The 15,892-nt window shown below is 57.1% G+C and carries 12 protein-coding genes and 4 tRNA genes; 2 read left to right on the forward strand and 14 right to left on the reverse strand.

All coding sequences use genetic code 11. The features are described 5' to 3' along the window. Positions 1-2: 2 nt before the first annotated feature. Positions 3-734 (reverse strand): outer membrane lipoprotein-sorting protein, encoded by a 732-nt coding sequence (locus tag LOH54_RS12150; protein WP_231019368.1) that lies wholly within the window; start codon positions 732-734, stop codon positions 3-5. Positions 735-802: 68 nt separating this feature from the next. On the opposite strand from LOH54_RS12150, the gene rnhB reads away from it, so the two are divergent. Continuing rightward, on the forward strand, positions 803-1,363 hold the full coding sequence (gene rnhB / locus LOH54_RS12155) for a ribonuclease HII (RefSeq protein ID WP_231019369.1): 561 nt from the start codon (positions 803-805) through the stop codon (positions 1,361-1,363). On the opposite strand, the gene LOH54_RS12160 is transcribed toward rnhB, so the two are convergent. The 8 genes from LOH54_RS12160 to LOH54_RS12195 form a co-directional block, all read right to left on the reverse strand. After that, on the reverse strand, positions 1,350-2,066 hold the full coding sequence (locus LOH54_RS12160) for a lysophospholipid acyltransferase family protein (protein WP_231019370.1): 717 nt from the start codon (positions 2,064-2,066) through the stop codon (positions 1,350-1,352). The two genes, rnhB and LOH54_RS12160, sit on opposite strands and share 14 nt — an antisense overlap. Positions 2,067-2,138: 72 nt before the next feature. Further along, positions 2,139-2,642, reverse strand: a complete 504-nt coding sequence (locus LOH54_RS12165) for a serine protease external chaperone (protein WP_231019371.1) — start codon at positions 2,640-2,642, stop codon at positions 2,139-2,141. A gap of 12 nt (positions 2,643-2,654) precedes the next feature. Next, on the reverse strand, positions 2,655-5,030 hold the full coding sequence (locus tag LOH54_RS12170; protein ID WP_231021245.1) for a S8 family peptidase: 2,376 nt from the start codon (positions 5,028-5,030) through the stop codon (positions 2,655-2,657). A gap of 332 nt (positions 5,031-5,362) precedes the next feature. Beyond that, positions 5,363-6,583 carry a cytochrome-c peroxidase gene (locus LOH54_RS12175; RefSeq protein ID WP_231019372.1) on the reverse strand — a complete coding sequence of 407 codons (1,221 nt, stop codon included), beginning with the start codon at positions 6,581-6,583 and terminating at the stop codon, positions 5,363-5,365. 340 nt (positions 6,584-6,923) lie between these two features. Beyond that, positions 6,924-7,012 (reverse strand) — tRNA-Ser (locus LOH54_RS12180). A gap of 23 nt (positions 7,013-7,035) precedes the next feature. Beyond that, positions 7,036-7,109 (reverse strand) — tRNA-Cys (locus LOH54_RS12185). A 5-nt stretch (positions 7,110-7,114) separates the two neighbouring features. After that, positions 7,115-7,202 (reverse strand) — tRNA-Leu (locus LOH54_RS12190). An 82-nt stretch (positions 7,203-7,284) separates the two neighbouring features. Beyond that, a tRNA-Gly gene (locus LOH54_RS12195) sits at positions 7,285-7,359 on the reverse strand. Positions 7,360-7,485: 126 nt separating this feature from the next. Here LOH54_RS12195 and ilvD point away from each other — a divergent pair. After that, positions 7,486-9,174: a dihydroxy-acid dehydratase gene (ilvD, locus tag LOH54_RS12200; protein ID WP_231019373.1), complete on the forward strand. Its 1,689-nt coding sequence runs from the start codon at positions 7,486-7,488 to the stop codon at positions 9,172-9,174. A 137-nt stretch (positions 9,175-9,311) separates the two neighbouring features. Here the strand turns inward: ilvD and LOH54_RS12205 are convergent, their stop codons facing one another. The 5 genes from LOH54_RS12205 to LOH54_RS12225 are packed head-to-tail and all read right to left on the reverse strand — an operon-like array spanning position 9,312 to position 15,886. Beyond that, positions 9,312-11,090, reverse strand: coding sequence for a UDP-N-acetylglucosamine 4,6-dehydratase family protein (locus LOH54_RS12205; protein WP_349636716.1), 1,779 nt, complete (start codon positions 11,088-11,090; stop codon positions 9,312-9,314). After that, a complete protein-coding gene (locus LOH54_RS12210; RefSeq protein ID WP_283949353.1) occupies positions 11,087-12,190 on the reverse strand; it encodes a DegT/DnrJ/EryC1/StrS family aminotransferase in 1,104 nt (367 codons plus the stop codon). Before LOH54_RS12210 ends, LOH54_RS12205 begins: the two co-directional genes overlap by 4 nt. A 2-nt stretch (positions 12,191-12,192) precedes the next feature. After that, positions 12,193-12,801, reverse strand: coding sequence for a sugar transferase (locus LOH54_RS12215; RefSeq protein ID WP_231019375.1), 609 nt, complete (start codon positions 12,799-12,801; stop codon positions 12,193-12,195). Then, positions 12,798-14,897: an STT3 domain-containing protein gene (locus LOH54_RS12220; protein WP_231019376.1), complete on the reverse strand. Its 2,100-nt coding sequence runs from the start codon at positions 14,895-14,897 to the stop codon at positions 12,798-12,800. Before LOH54_RS12220 ends, LOH54_RS12215 begins: the two co-directional genes overlap by 4 nt. Then, a complete protein-coding gene (locus LOH54_RS12225; RefSeq protein ID WP_231019377.1) occupies positions 14,894-15,886 on the reverse strand; it encodes a glycosyltransferase family 2 protein in 993 nt (330 codons plus the stop codon). Before LOH54_RS12225 ends, LOH54_RS12220 begins: the two co-directional genes overlap by 4 nt. Positions 15,887-15,892 lie beyond the last annotated feature (6 nt).

Below are 15,892 nucleotides of genomic sequence, written 5' to 3' on the forward strand. Positions count from 1 at the left end.
CCCTAGCGCGAGTAGCGTTTAAGCGCCTGCTTCGTGAAATAGCTGCCGCTCACGCCCCGGTCGTAGACGACGTCGGAGAGGAGCACCAGCGTCTCGTTCTTCTCCTTGCCCTTCTCCAGCGGTTTGATCCGCATAACCGTCGGGATATGGTGCGTACCGAAGGTTTTGACGTCACTGTAAAACATCTCCCGCACCTTGCTGCCGAAATCGTCGTAAAAGACGTCATGCATCTGGGTATAGGTCCGCCGGTCGATCTGCGAGACAATCCGTCCCCACACGACGGCCGCATCGGGTTTCGGGGTGAAAGCGATGGTTACCGTCTCCGCCGTCTTTTCGAGGATCTCTGCGTCATAGTCGTCGACCATCGAACTCTCTTTAACCATGTCGTCGTTGGTGAAATCGCTCCCCATCCAGCTCTGCAGCATCATCGACGGCGGGATCTTGACGATGCGTTCGATCTTCGGCACGTACTGCCATAGCTGCTTGTCGAGTTTTAAAAAGGTGATGCCGCTGTCTTTGGGCGGGTAGAGTATCTTCATGAAGCTCTTCGTCTTCCCCTCGGCCCAGCTCTCGATCCGCACCGTCCGCTTGTGCCGCGCCGAGGTGATGACCATCTCCAGCTTCATGTAGACGTCTTTTCCGCGAAGGTTATCCTCCACTTTTTTGACGATCTCGGAAGCCTCCGAACCGAACAGCAGGAGTGTCATCGAGAGCCAGACCAACAGTAACCGCATTGCGCTTTCCCTCCCCTCGTTTTACCGATTATAGCTATATTTGGGCCGGAACACCCTAAAATATCCGTATGGAAACAGCAGCACCTCTTTGCGGGATCGACGAGGCGGGGCGGGGCCCCATCGCAGGTCCTCTCGTTATGGCGGGCGTCATTTTGCACGCGCCGCTCGACGGCCTGAACGATTCGAAAAAACTGACGGAGAAAAAGCGCGAAGCGCTTTACGCGCGCATTACGGAAAACGCGGCCTACCACATCGTGCGTTTTTCCGCGCAACAGATCGACGACGACGGCATCTCCGCCTGCCTCGCAAAAGGGCTCAAAGAGATTATGGAGGTTCTGGGGGAGGCCGACTACCTCTTCGACGGCAATTCAACCTTTGGCGTCAAGGGACTGCGCACACAGGTCAAAGCCGACGCCGACGTGCCCGAAGTGAGCGCGGCCTCCATCCTCGCCAAGGTTACCCGCGACCGGGAGATGGTCGCCCTGGCCTCAACCTACCCGCAGTACGGCTTTGAAAAACATAAGGGGTACGGTTCGGCGGCACACATCGAGGCGATCCAGACCCATGGCTACAGCGCCGTCCATCGCCGGAGCTTCCGCCTGAAGGCCCTGCAGCCTACGCTGTTTTAGGGGTGAGCGTTTTCGCAGCGTCCATAAACGCGCGGTACTGCTCTTCGATGTTTTCCAACGCGAGCGGCTCGCCGATATGGATGTGCACTTCGTAAGGCTGCTTGAACGGGGAAGCCTGGTACACTTTTTCAAGCTGGTCGTCGATATAGATCGGGACGATCTGCATCTTGTTTGCCTTGGCGATCTTCTCCGCGCCCGGCTGAAACGGCCCGACTCCCTCGCCGCCGAAACGCTCCCCCTCGGGGAACATAAAGAGATTAAGGTCCGGCGCCACCTGGAAAATATGCTTAATCTTTTTAAAAAAGGCTAGCATCCCCTTCCCCGCTTTGAGGTCGACCGCGATACAGCCGCTGTATTCGAAAAATTTCCCGTAGATCTTGTTGTCGAGCAGCGTCTGCTTGGCGATCCACATCCCCGCCTTCTGCTGCGTAGAGAAGAGGGACTCGATGCTGATAATGTCGAGCAGGCTGCGGTGATTGGCGATATAGAGCACCCGGTTCGCTTCGGGGAGCCCGCCGTGCATCACCGGAACGACGTTGAGGTATTCCAGTACGCTGAGCGAATAGTTCTGGCGCTCCTTCGAGAGGGCGTGATAGCGGTCGTGTTCATCCAGCTGCGTGTCTAGATAGACATGGCGGAAGATGGGGATGAACTTCTTCCCGAGCCAGATCATATAGAGGTATTTGCGGAGGTTTTTAAACATGGCGGGTATTATAGCAGGTAATAACACAGAGAATCCCCCACCGGCCGGGGCATAAAACTGTCTCGCTTAATGTCATCGCAGCAGGATCGGTTTGACCCACTCCGGTTCGGCGTAGTCGACTTCGGAGAGGGTGTTCAAATGGTTGGTCTGCCCAATCAGTTCTCCGGCACCGGCGGGGGCGAAGAGGTAGATCCCCGCCGATGCGTTCACGGTCTGCATCAGTGTCAATCCCTGCGCGGCGGCAAAGGCTTCGGGCTTGACATCTTGATGCAGACGGATCAGTACATTCCCCGTCGCGATAAAGCGGTTGCGTTCGCTCCGGCGCTCTGACGTGTAAAAGACCCGGCGGTACTCGGATCCGGAAGAGGCCGTCTTCGCCGCCACCTCGGCCGGGGCGGCCTTCACGACCCGCTTGGCCGATGCACCGGCAGCGCGTAAGAGCGCCATTTCATCCTCTGCGCGGTAAAAAACCATCGAGGATTTTTTCGTCTGCAGCACCTGTTTGGTCATTGCCGGAACCTCGGCCATTGCCGCAGCCGCCAGCAACCACCCCGCCATGATTATCATACGTACCATCATACTCACCCCTTAATGTCCCCGAATCTGCAGCGACCAGCTTTTAAACGTACCGGTTGTTCCGGCCCGGAGGTCTTTGACGGTCAGCGTCCATGTTCCGGCCGCATCCTCGTCGAGACAGCGGACGGTGGAGAAGCGCCAGTTGGCGTAGGAGCCCTCCAGGTAGTAGGCCCCGCCGTATGCCAGATGGCTCTCCGTCCCCGCCGGTGATATCAGCCAAATATCGAGGTCCCCGGGACGGGCATGGTCAATGGTCACCCAGACGTCGACATGTTCCACGCTCAGCGTCTGTGCCTCGGTAATCGTGGACGTCACGCCGGTGGCGTTCGCATCGGGAATCGCCGTATCCGCGATGTCGTTTGTCAGCTTCGGCAGCACGGTTTCCGTGCCGAGCGACGCAAAACCTTCTGCCTTGGCGACGGCAGCCGCGGCATCCAGCAGCCCGAAGCCGTAATTGTGGTTGATATGCCACCCGGCGCCGTTGGTCGTCCAGTCGCCGTCACCCTGATCGTTTTTTCTGGCTGTCGTTGCAAGGATATAGCGTATATCGCGGTAGGTCAGATCCGGGTTCGCACTGAGCATCAAAGCGACGACCCCGCTGACCATGGGTACGGCTGCCGACGTCCCGTTCATATAGTTGGTGTAGTCACCGTTCTCATTACCCGAAACATCAAAATAGACAGGGAGATTCGTCTTGGGGTCGAGACGGTACGTTTCAACGAAGCCGGTCGATTCAAACCCGTAGTCGTACCCGGTGTAATCCGTCGTCACGATCGCCGCTCCGTTCACGGCATCATACTGCTCGCCGAACTCGCCGCCCGGCGCCGCGAGCAGAACATTCGCGCCGAAATTGGCATAGGAGGAGTAACTGCCGTCCTTATCGGTGGCCGTCACGGTCATGACATAGGGGTTGTTCGCGACGCCAGCATTGTTGGCGTTGCCGATATGCAGCGGGGAGTAATCCGAATTGCTGCGGTCGTTCCCCGCGGCCATGACGTAGACGATCCCCTTCCCGCTGCGCCCCTGCTCCGCCCCTGTCTGCAGACCGTCGATCAGCGTCTGGTCGTTATAGAGGAATTCGGAGGGGTCGCCCCAGCTGTTCGAGGAGATGTCTACCGCTTTGGAGAGCGCTTGGATCAGCGTAACGTCCGTCAGCGGCGACTGCGAGAAAACATTGTACCCCGCCAGCTTGACGAACGGGGCCACCCCTTTGACACCGAGGCTGTTCCACCCCGAAGCGGCGACGAGACCCGCACAGGCCGTCCCGTGCGCAGAGAGGTAGGGGTCCGTAGCGAGCTGGTCCGCATCGGGCGACGGGTCGTTCGAGCCGTCGGACCAGCGGTAGCTCTTCGTCAGGTCGAGGTTCGAGACCAGATCGGGGTGGATCGCTTCAATACCTGTATCGACCACGCCCACATAAATATTGCGGCGGCCCGCATAAGACTCCCAGACCGAAGCAACATTGATGTCGTTCGGTTCCGTCGCATCCAGATGCCACTGATATTGGGCGAGAGGATCTTCATAAGCCCCGGTATCGCTGCTCATGGGGTCGGTTCCGGCAAAAAACTCGCCGTAGTCACCCAGCGCATCCCCGTCGCTGTTCGCGGCTGCCGGGTTCGTACCGACCAGCAGCTCAAAATCATCAAAAAGGGCGTCGTTGTCCGTATCGTGGAAAAGATGGGTCGTTCCCGTAAACAATTCCTGGATCGTTGCCGACGCCACGGCATCCGCATAGGACTGCGCATCAATCAAGAGGGTCAGATCCTCCATTGCACCGCCCGTGGTCAGTTTTGCCGGGTTAAACGCGCTGAGCGCTGTCGACGGGGAGGCAAAAAGAAATCCGGAAAGGCGGGCGAGCACCGACTTGATCTCTGTCTCGTCCGTCAGACCCTCCCGGCGGATCCACTCGGCTGCAATGGTGGTGAAGACGTTCACCCGGACATTGTTGTTAAGCAGATCCGATACCGTCACATAGGCATAGAGGCTTCCCTGGACGGCTTTGACCGCGGCTGCGTCGTACTGTCCATCATCGTTGGGGTCGACATCTTCGCCCCCTTCAGCCTTCACAAGTAGCAACTGCGTCGATGCCAGACCGGGGAGCGAGACCGTAAATTTTCCGACTGTCTGCTCCGCGTACGGCACCAGTGTCTGGTTATCATCCATCAGGTCCGTTGCAGCATCGAACGGTGTCGTGACCGTCTGATACTGCTGCTGCCCCGCCAGGTCGCTGATGGTGACCGTTGCCCCGCCGATGGGGCCAAGGGCGATACTGTTTGCGACCGTCGGTCCTGGATCAACCGGGGTTTCCGGCGTCGAGGAGCCGCCGCCGGAACCGCAGCCGTGAAACATTAATGCCAGCCCGAGAAGCGCTGTCCCTCCGCCTCTCATCACCCGATAAAAACATTTCTGCCTCACGTATCCCCTTTTCGCCATATTCTTCAACTCAATTATACAAGCCTCCCGGCAAACACCGTAACGGCAGCATGCCAGAAGTCAGAATGGTTTTCATGATAGTATATTGTTTTATTTATAATAGCTACTTAATGTATGAATTACAAGGAGTTATCATATGGAGAGGGTAGCGCGCCGTTGATCCGGCACCCCTTGTGTCAGGGTACCGACACTGTTTTGGCGCTGCTGCGGCCGTATGGCGCTGATTGTCTCTTCCGACTTGAAGCCTTCGGCATCAAAAGAGACAGGGTGCGCTTACGGCAGCGGGATCAGGGCTGATAGCCGTCGGAGAGGGTCTTCAGGAAGACGACGATCGCATCCTCCTGTTCCCCCGTCAGGTGAAGATCGCCAAGCTCTTTCGTATTGATATTCTCAGGAACTTCCGGCGCCGGCCAACACCCCTGCGCCAAAGCATCCGCTTCGGTGGTCATAGCGTTTTCGCACCGTGGCAGCACGTCGCGCGTGTTGTAGAAGTGGACGATCGATTTCAGGCTTTTGAAGTAACCGTTGTGGGTATAGGCCTTGACGAAAAGCGCGTCGGGCCGCTTGTCGACGTTGCGCAGCGTCGGCACCTTCTGCTTGCCTTCGTTTGCCGCCGCGAACGCCGCGTAATCCAATCGGGTGGCCAGGAACTCTCCGAGACCACGGTCCGTCCATGCGTAGCCCAGCGGGTTGTACTGTGCGTCTTGGGTGTAAAAAGGATTCTCCGGGTTGCGGGGCACACCGAGATTGTCAAAGGTATAATCGGTCAGGAGCGGCGGCGTGCCGTCCGCCCCTGCGTTCAGCACGTGGCAGTTCGCGCATTTGCCTTTGCCCTTGAAAAGATCAAGCCCTTTGCGCTCCTCCTTTGTCAGCTCGGCCATGCCCTGTAGATAGTAATCATATTTCGACGTGAATGCGTTGACCTCATTCGATGCCTCGTAGGCGGCGATGGAGAGCGCAATGGCGTCAAAGGCGATCTCGACGTTCTCCGGCAGACAGGCACTGACTCCCCATACGGACGTGAAAAGATCGGCATAGAAGCCACTGCAGACCCCTGTCACGACATCATCCGGTGTCGCAAGCGCCTGTTCAAGCGGGTTTAAAAAAGGGCCCTGAGCTTGGTCGGCGGCGGGATTACCCAACTTTTCACCCGTCGCGCGGCCGTTCCAGAAATTGCCGCCTGTGAATACCGCCTGTTTCTGCTGCATGACATAATGCAGGATCGGACTCAGAGTCGCATACGCCGCGCTCGGCGGTTTCCGATTGCCGAAACGCCCGGCGACCGACCCCTCGTAAACCGCTCCGGAGGCGTTGATGCCCGAGAGGGGACCGGTGAAGCCCGTTTCGGGCGCGTGACAGCCGGCACAGGAGAGGTTCCCGTTGTATGAGAGGCTTTGATCGAAATAGATCATTTTGCCCAACGCTTCCTCGGGTGTCAGCGCGCCTGCCGTAAGCGACGCACCCAAACCCACCACTGCCAAACAGGCCACCAGCAATTTACTTTGCATAACACACCTCCTTATGGTTTCAGTGTATTATGCTCGCATCAAAATGAAAAAATAATGAAAAAAATCTTTAAATGTTTTTTAACGTTTTATAAAAGCTCTTTAGAACCCATGCAATACGGCAGACTTGGCGGGTTTTTCATCCGTGTTTTCGGTGTGAGAAACATGCGAGCCCGCGTGTCCAGCCAACGCGCTTACGCAAACCGGTTTCCCGAACGCTTCTGTCAAATGTAGGGATTGAACCGTTGCGTTTTCCCGGTCAAACTGCGGAACGTCAACAGCATGTCGCTTTTAACGGATAAATACTCGTAGAAGAATCGTATTCTGAAGGTTAGTGAAGGGGTGGCGGACAGACAGGGATTCGAACCCTGGGAGGTATGACCCTCGCCGGTTTTCAAGACCGGTGCATTCAACCAGCTCTGCCATCTGTCCATAAATAAAAGTCGGAGTTTTGGTGGAGGCGCCACCCGGACTCGAACCGGGGATCAAGGTTTTGCAAACCCATGCCTTACCACTTGGCTATGGCGCCACCGGTGGTGCCCGGAGCCGGGATCGAACCGGCACGATCGCAATGATCGAGGGATTTTAAGTCCCTTGCGTCTACCAATTTCGCCATCCGGGCTCAAGACACCAAAAAAAACCCCAACTCAAACCTCTGCTTTGAAGTCTAAGAAGTTTCAGTTGGGGTGTTTAAAAATAAAAAATGGAGCGGGAAACGAGGTTCGAACTCGCGACCCCAACCTTGGCAAGGTTGTGCTCTACCACTGAGCTATTCCCGCATCTGTTGTTGTGGACCGAAATTATAGGCAAATCCCTTTCTAATGTCAAGGCTTTTTCGAGCTTTTGCCGAAAACTTCGCTATAATCTCGAAAATTTGCATATTATATATAGAGAAGGACCAATCTATGCGCAGCGATACAGTCAAACGCGGCTTCGACCGCACCCCGCACCGGAGTCTTTTCAGAGCGACCGGCCTCAAAGACGAGGATTTTGACAAACCTTTCATCGGGGTTGCCAACAGCCACATCGACATCATCCCGGGCCACTTCTTCCTGCAGGAGTACGGCCGTATCGTCAAAGAAGCGATCCGCGAAGCGGGTGGGGTCCCGTTCGAGTTCAACACGATCGGTGTCGACGACGGGATCGCCATGGGCCACGACGGAATGCTCTACTCCCTGCCCAGCCGCGAACTGATCGCCGACAGCATCGAAACCGTGATGAACGCCCACAAGCTCGACGCACTGATCTGTATCCCCAACTGCGACAAGATCGTTCCGGGGATGATCATGGGTGCCCTGCGCGTCAATGTTCCGACGGTCTTCGTCTCCGGCGGCCCGATGGCGGCCGGCCACAAAAAAGACGGCACGCCGATCGACCTGGCTACAGCCTTCGAAGCCGTCGGCCAGCACGCCGAAGGCAATATGAGCGACGAGGAGCTCTACGAGATCGAATGCGAAGCCTGTCCGTCGGGTGGTTCGTGCTCGGGGATGTTCACCGCAAACTCCATGAACACCCTTTGCGAAGCGATGGGTATCGCCCTGCCGGGCAACGGTACGGTCCTCGCGATGACGCCGGAGCGGATCGAGATGGTCAAGCAGGCGGCCAAGCGTATCGTCGACATGGCCAAGGCGGATGATCCGAAGTACAACCTCCGCAACGTCCTCAACGAAAAAGCGATCCACAACGCCTTCGTCGTCGATATGGCGATGGGTGGTTCAAGCAACACGGTCCTTCATATGCTCGCCATCGCGAAAGAGGCGGAGGTCGATTTCGACATTACCAAGATCAACGAGATCGCAAAGAACGTTTCACACATCGCGAAGATCTCTCCGTCGCTCGGTACCGTCCACATGGAGGACATCGGCCGCGCGGGCGGGGTCAATGCCGTCATGAAAGAGGTCAGCCGCCGCGGCGGACTGCTGCACCTGGACAACCCGACGGTCACGGGGGAAACGATCGGTGAACGCATCGCCGATGCCGAGATCAAAGATACCGGTGTCATCCACACCAACGAAAACGCCTACTCCCCGGTCGGCGGGCTTTCCATCCTCTTCGGCAACCTTGCCGAAGAGGGCGCTGTCGTCAAAACGGCCGGTATCGCGCCGAGCATGCGCCAGTTCAAAGGAACCGCCGTCTGCTTCAACTCCCAGCAGGAGGCGATTGCCGGCATCATCGGCCACAAGGTCAAGCCGGGCAATGTCGTCGTCATCCGCTACGAAGGTCCCAAAGGGGGTCCGGGCATGCAGGAGATGCTGGCGCCGACGTCGCTCATCATGGGGATGGGCCTCGGCGAGAGCGTCGCCCTCATCACCGACGGCCGCTTCTCGGGGGCGACCCGCGGTGCCTCCATCGGTCACGTCAGCCCCGAAGCGGCCGAGGGCGGCCTCATCGGCCTGATCGAGGACGGCGACGAGATCGAACTCGATGTCGATACGCACCTGCTGCAGCTCAACGTCGCCGGGGAAGAGCTCGAACGCCGCCGTCTGCACTTCAAACCGCATAAGAAAGCCATCAACTCCAAGTGGCTCAAGCGCTACAGCCTGCTCGTCTCCAATGCCTCCAACGGCGCGGTTCTGAAGACGGAACTGGACTAAGCCCAGCCCGGCTTGGAATTTAGTTCCTCGCTTGTATTGCCCTTTAGGGCTTACACGACTCAGGATTTAGTCCTTCGCTTGCGTTGCCTTTTAAGGCTTATACGATTCGCAATTTAGTTGCTCACATGTATTGCCCTTTAGGGCTTATGATCAAACTCCGGCACGATCTTTTTCAACGCCGCGACCTTGTCGCTCGCTGCCAGTAGCGCAGCGATATCCTCTTCCAGTGCTTTGATCGGATAGTCCGTTTTGCCGGCAATGAAGATGGAGCTGTACCGGGTCTTCTCCTCCGTCTCGTCGATCAGCAGCTCTTCGTAGAGTTTTTCGCCCGGGCGCAGGCCGCACAGTTCGATCCGGATCTCATCCTCCCTGCCGTAAAGCCGGATCATCTGCCGGGCCAGATCGATGATCTTCACCGGTTCGCCCATGTCAAGGATAAACAGCTCGCCCCCTTTGGCGATGGCAGCCGCCTGCAGCACCAGCTGACACGCCTCGGGGATCAGCATGAAGTAGCGCGTCATCTCCGGGTCGGTTACCGTCACAGGCCCGCCCGCTTCAATCTGCCGCTTGAACTTCGGGATAACGCTGCCGCTGGACCCCAGCACGTTGCCGAAACGCACGGCGACGATCTCCGTACCGCCGCTCTCGACGTTCCCCGCATAGAGCTCCGTTACCCTTTTGGTCGCCCCCATGACATTGGTCGGGCGCACGGCCTTGTCCGTCGAAACAATGACCACCTTCTCAACGCCCGCGGCAATGCTGGCATCGATAACGTTTTTCGTCCCCAGGACGTTATTGCGCACCGCCGCAGCCTTGTTGGCTTCGCACAGTGGGACATGCTTGTAGGCCGCGGCATGGATGACAATGTCGGCTCCGAAGGCCGCCATCTTCTCCTGCAGCATCCAGTCGTCGGTCACGCTGAACATCTCCAGCGCCGCCGTGGGGATCGCTTCGCCGACCGTATAGAGATTGAACTCGCTGTGGTCGATCAGGGCCAGGGCCGATGCGCCGAAACGGTGGCACTGACGGGCGATCTCACTCCCGATACTGCCTCCCGCACCCGTGATAAACACGCGCTTCCCTTTCACAAAACCGGCAATCACTTCCTTGTCCAGATCCTTCGGATGACGGGCGAGGAGGTCTTCGATGGAGAGATCTTCGAGTTTGTCATACTGTCCTCCCAGCAGCCGCACCCGTTTGACTTCATTTACCCCGGCATCGCTCAGACGCTCGTAGAGCGCCTGAAGCTCATCCTGCGCCAGGTTGCTGGTGACAATCGCCGCGGCGATCCCGCGCTCGTTTATCAGGGATTCAAGTGTCTCCTCGCCGTAAACGCGGATATTGCTGATATAGGTCCCGACGGCACTGCGGTTCTCCGCGGACAGCACAACGACCGCGGAAGGGTAGTACGGGATATCCCCCTCCTGCGCACTTTTGATGATCGAAGCCGTTTTGGGGTTGACGCCGAGCAGCAGCACCGGTTGCTGGTGGGAGGAACGCTCCTGCTCCGTCATCAGCCGTTTGGCGACGCGCAGGACGCCGATAGCGAAGAGGGAGAGAAAAAAGTCGATGATAATGACACTGCGGGGGAAGGGGTCGAAGAGTGCCGGGAAAAGCAGGTAAAAGCCCGTGAAAACCGCATAGGCCGCCACATGGGCCTTGACAATGTTCTTCGCCTCCGCGAAGCCGACGAAACGCCAGACGATAAAGTAGATCCGAAAAAGGAAAAACGCAACGATCTTGAAGCCGACCAGATAGAAATAAACCGTGTCAAAGGATGAAAAGAAGCGCAGCGGAATGTCAAAGTTGAAACGCAGGGCGTAGGCGCCGTACAGCGTTGCGAGAGAAAGCAGCATATCCAGCAGCAGAAAAAAAAGGATCCGCTTGCCGGACGTCGGTCGCAGCAGCCCGCTCACACCACAACCTTCCGGATAATGTCGGAGACCCTGACAACATCCTCCTGCGTCATCTGCGTCCCGCTGGGCAGGCAGAGACCGCGAGAGAACAATTGTTCACTTGTCCCATCCTTCACCGCGGCCGCCCCCGAAAACAGGGGCTGAAGGTGCATCGGCTTCCAGAGGGGACGGCTTTCGATATCCCGGGCTTCCAGCGCCGTTCGAACCCGCTCGGGGTCGGTATGGCTCAGGGTCAGCGTCGTCAACCAGCGGTTTCCCTGGGCATCCGGCAGCTCCGGCATAAAGGTGATCTCGTCAATCTCCCCCAACGCTTCTTTGTACCAGCCGAAGATCCGGCGACGCTGTGTGACACGCTCGGAAAGCACCTCCATCTGCGCCACCCCGATAGCGGCCAGTACATTGCTCATACGGTAGTTGTACCCCAGCTCTTTGTGCTCGTACCAAGGGGTCGGCTCTTTCGCCTGCGTCGCATAGAACATCGCCTTTGCAATCGCCTCTCCACTTTTAGCGACGAGCATCCCCCCGCCGGAGGTGGAGAGGATCTTGTTCCCGTTAAACGAGTAGACGCCGAAGTCGCCCCAGGTTCCCGTATGGACGCCGTCCAGAGTCGCCCCGAGACTCTCGGCGGCGTCCTCGATCACGACGATACCGTGCTGCCGGCAGATCGCCATGATCCGCCGCATCTCCGCGCACTGGCCGTAAAGGTGGGTCACGATCAGGGCCTTCGGCATCTTCGGTGCCTGTGCAATCGCCGTCTCGAGCAGCTCGGGGGAGAGGTTCCAGCTCTTTGCCTCCGCATCGATGAAAAGCGGTGTCGCCTGCTGGTAAAGAATGGCAGCAACGGAACCGATGAAGGTGAACGACGACGCCAAAACGATATCGCCCTCCCCGATACCGCTCACCCGCAGCGCCAGGTGCAGCGCCGCCGTCCCGCTGGAAGTGCCTAGCGCGAACGGCGCCTGCGTATAGTCGCAGATTGCCTGCTCGAACCGTGTCACCATCGGCCCGAGCGGCGCAATGTAGTTACTCTCGAACACTTCGGCGATGTAGCGCTGCTCGTTGCCGGTCATGTGGGGAGGTGAGAGGAAAAGACGTGCCACCACTATCCTTTAAGGGTCATCCAGATGTATGCCAGATCCTTTTGAAGGGACCACTGCTCGACATAGGCACGGTTGATCCGTACTTTGTCGGGCCAAATCACCATATCATTATAGCGTTGCGGATCCGTCTGTTCGGCCAAGAGGGCCTCCTCGTCCCGGTACTTCAGCGTTGCCGGTCCCGTGATCCCGGGACGGATTCCGAGGATCACCCTGTCCTCCCCCTCGAGCCGGTCGGCATAGCCCGCAACGTCGGGACGAGGGCCTACAAAACTCATGTCGCCGATAAGGATGTTGAACAGTTGGGGCAGTTCGTCAAGCTTGAAACGCCGTAACTGCTTCCCCAGCGGTGTAATCCGGACGTCATTGCGCGTCGTCACCGTCGTATCGACACCGCTGACCGTGCGCATCGTCCGGATCTTGAAGACCGTGAAAGGGTGCCCGTGGCGCCCAATGCGCTGCTGCGTAAAAAGCCCCGACCTCCGGGTATCGATGCCCGCCGCCACGATCAGCAGCAGGATCATCCACCACCCCAGCAGCAACCCCGTCCCCGCCAACAGGATGTCAAAGAGGCGTTTGGCAAAGGCGTCCCGGCGGGAAAGTCCCTGTATCATATCTTCAGGCGGTAGATCTTGGCCCATGGGGAGAGAATGACCGGTTCATAGAGATCGGTATCGTAGTTCTCCAGGACCCCCATCTGGATAAAGAGGGACTGGTACATCTCCTCGTCAAGCACCAGGAATTTGTTCGCGCTGCGCATGAAAATGACGGAAAGCGTCCCGTCGAAATGCAGCAGATTGACCTGCTTGCCCACCGGACCGTTCTCGTGCTCTTCAGTCATGACGAAACGGCGCAGCGGAAGGCTCTGCCGGCCGGCCTGCAGTACGCTCTTTTGCAGGTCAAGACGCAAGCCGTTGCCGAGATCGACAACATTGCCGGACTGTTTGGCATACCCCGTCACGTAGTAGAACGGCATCTTGTACGACTGCCCGCTCTGCAGATCCAGGTTAGAGAACACTTTGATCGTGCTGAAGATATCGAGCATCCGCAGCGGCAGGTAGAGATAGATATCACGGGTCGGTTCGGGCAGCGTCACATCCCCGACACGCAGCTGTTCCAGATACGCCTCGGTATCGACCTGGTCGGGCTGCTTGTTCCTAAAAAGGGTATCGGCGGCAACCCTGTAGCCCGAATCGACATAGGTTTCCACCGCCAGGCGCGACAGCGACGCCGCCTCTTTCGGGGAATCCGTCGTCAACACGCGCGAAACGATATAGTTGTCATGGCTGTGTTTTCCCCCGTCGATCAGGGTGTTCATATTGCTGTAATACCAGATGGGATAGCCGTAGTCCCACCAGGTGATGACGTAATCCCGCTCGCCGCCGATGGCTTTCATCTTGTCCAGAAGCGCTACCTCTTCCTTGGTGAAGACAGTCGGTACTTTATAGCCGATGATATGTTTGATGTTCGGGAAGAGCATCAGTCCCGTCAACAACGCCACCGCAGCCCAGGAAGCTTTATGATTGGGAATATAGGAGGCCAGCACATAAAAAAGGTAGACGGCCCCGAGCGCAGCGACGGGAACCGCATAGACGGTAAAACGCAGACCGCCCCAGAGCGAAAAGACGCCGATGCCGATTAGCGGCAACGCGAGCAGAAAAGGTCTGGAGCGCATCACAAGTAGCAGATAGCCGATCAACGCCGCTATCACGCCCGGGACGGAGCCTGAGATCCGGTCCGCCATCACGCTGAAGGGGATCGTCCCCGCCTCCCTTACAGTCTGGCTGACCTTGTAGAAATGAAGGCCACTCTCTTCCGTCCCGCGGATCAGATAGCCCGAGAGCTTGTGCCAGATGATGGCGAATCCATTCCCAGTAATCAGAAAGACCAAGAGGGTAACTCCTGCGGCAATCACAAGATGGCGCAGGGCAAAATTGCCACGTTTCAAACCCAGATGTACACCCACCAACACGAACAGTTTGATCCACAATGTCAATGGCATCAGGGCGATGGAAATCAGTACAATAGAGTGGTAGGTAAACTTCTCATAGCGGTGAAAGAGCACCATGTAACCAATGTAAAGCAACCCCATAGCGTAGATCAATGAAAGCCCCTGATCATACAGGAAACGATAGAGGGCGATCGAGAGCGCCGCCAGCAGCGCATTGGTAAAGGTCTCTTTTTCGATCGTCGCCATCAGGAAGTAGAGGATAAACATTGGCGCCATCGCCGAAAACATGTCCGTATCGTAGTAGCCGACCATCGTCCGGTTATAATAGCTCCAGGCGATCGAACCGATCAAAGCAGCATAGAATCCCAGCGGTGTAGCATTGTAAAGGCGCCCTATTAAGATGATAGGAATGACGACAAGGCTAGAAATAGCGGCCGGCATGTACAAGAGAACAGTATTGAGATCTACCGGCAGCAGTTTGACCGCCATTGTCGTCAAAAACGTGAGTGCCAGACCGGTCCATTCCAATACGCGGGGGTTTTCCCCATGCATTCCTTCGAGTGCCTGCTGGGCACTGCTGGCAAAGTAGTAGCCGTCATTCGTGTTGATCATCACCTGACCCTGCCAGAAGAAAGCAGGGATATCTGACGCCCACTGCAGCCAAATCATGCGGATCGCGATGCTGAATGTATACGCCGCCAGCATCAGCAGTATAACTGCGCCTGTAGAGAAACGCTCTTCGGTCTGGTAGGTGTTCATAGTGTCATTAGCCTTTTCAAGCGGGTTTTTAGAACGCTGCACGTCCCGGCGAGCTCACCGAGACCGTAACTAAAATGTAAAACGAAAAACGCAGCACATTGGTATAACAGAGTCGTATTATACTTTATCTGCCATGCACGCAGTAAAACGATTCCTGTGTACAGTAATAAAACGGTAACCGAAAGATAGAGCGCTTGTGGAAGCAGAGGGGAGAACAACAGGGGCAGCAACAGTACCAGCACAAAAACGAGCGGCACAAAATGCCGTACGCTTAACGACCCGAAAGTACCCGTCAGGTCGGCCGTAAGAAGGTTCCATTTTCCATTGGCGAAGTTGTTCTTCGCCAATGCCATAAAGGTTTCCCGCGCATAATAGGTACACCGAATATCCGGCACAAGAAAAATCCTGCCGCCGCCGCGTTTGATCCGCTTGTTCAGTTCAATATCCTGATTGCGGGTCAAGCGGGTATCATAAAGCCCGTAGCGGTCGAAAACCTCTTTTTTGAAACAGCCGAATGGGACCGTGTCGACCTCCTGCACCGACCGGACACCGGTACGGAACAGTGCATTCCCGACCCCGAAACGATCCCGCAGAACGTTTTTGATGGCCATGGACTTCGCAGTGGCATGCAGAACGTCCGTCTGCCACAATCCCCCGACGTTATCAGCATCGAGTTTTTGGCTCCAGTGTATCAGTTTGGAGAGGTAATCTGCAGGGTAACTGCTGTGGGCATCCGCACGGACAATAAAATCCCCGCTCGCCCTGCCAATACCCAGGTTCATCGCATACGGCGCGGTTCGGTCCCGGTTTTCAAGAAGCGATATCCAGCTATACGTTGCGGCATACCCGGCAACAATCTCCCCGGTCCGGTCGGTACTCATCCCATCGACGACAAAAAGCTCCAGCTGCGCTTTCGGGTAATCCGATGCGACAAAGGAGTCCAGACACGCGGCGATATAGCGCTCTTCATTGTAGGCGGGGATGATCACGGAGAC

This window comes from Sulfurimonas sp. HSL-3221, from assembly GCF_021044585.1.
GTDB lineage: Bacteria > Campylobacterota > Campylobacteria > Campylobacterales > Sulfurimonadaceae > Thiomicrolovo > Thiomicrolovo sulfuroxydans.

Excerpts from the sequence above, each read along its gene's own strand:
- LOH54_RS12150 (WP_231019368.1), bottom strand. The coding sequence starts at position 734 with ATGCGGTTACTGTTGGTCTGGCTCTCGATGACACTCCTGCTGTTCGGT.
- rnhB (WP_231019369.1), top strand. The coding sequence starts at position 803 with ATGGAAACAGCAGCACCTCTTTGCGGGATCGACGAGGCGGGGCGGGGC.
- LOH54_RS12160 (WP_231019370.1), bottom strand. The coding sequence starts at position 2,066 with ATGTTTAAAAACCTCCGCAAATACCTCTATATGATCTGGCTCGGGAAG.
- LOH54_RS12165 (WP_231019371.1), bottom strand. The coding sequence starts at position 2,642 with ATGGTACGTATGATAATCATGGCGGGGTGGTTGCTGGCGGCTGCGGCA.
- LOH54_RS12170 (WP_231021245.1), bottom strand. The coding sequence starts at position 5,030 with ATGAGAGGCGGAGGGACAGCGCTTCTCGGGCTGGCATTAATGTTTCAC.
- LOH54_RS12175 (WP_231019372.1), bottom strand. The coding sequence starts at position 6,583 with ATGCAAAGTAAATTGCTGGTGGCCTGTTTGGCAGTGGTGGGTTTGGGT.
- ilvD (WP_231019373.1), top strand. The coding sequence starts at position 7,486 with ATGCGCAGCGATACAGTCAAACGCGGCTTCGACCGCACCCCGCACCGG.
- LOH54_RS12215 (WP_231019375.1), bottom strand. The coding sequence starts at position 12,801 with ATGATACAGGGACTTTCCCGCCGGGACGCCTTTGCCAAACGCCTCTTT.
- LOH54_RS12220 (WP_231019376.1), bottom strand. The coding sequence starts at position 14,897 with ATGAACACCTACCAGACCGAAGAGCGTTTCTCTACAGGCGCAGTTATA.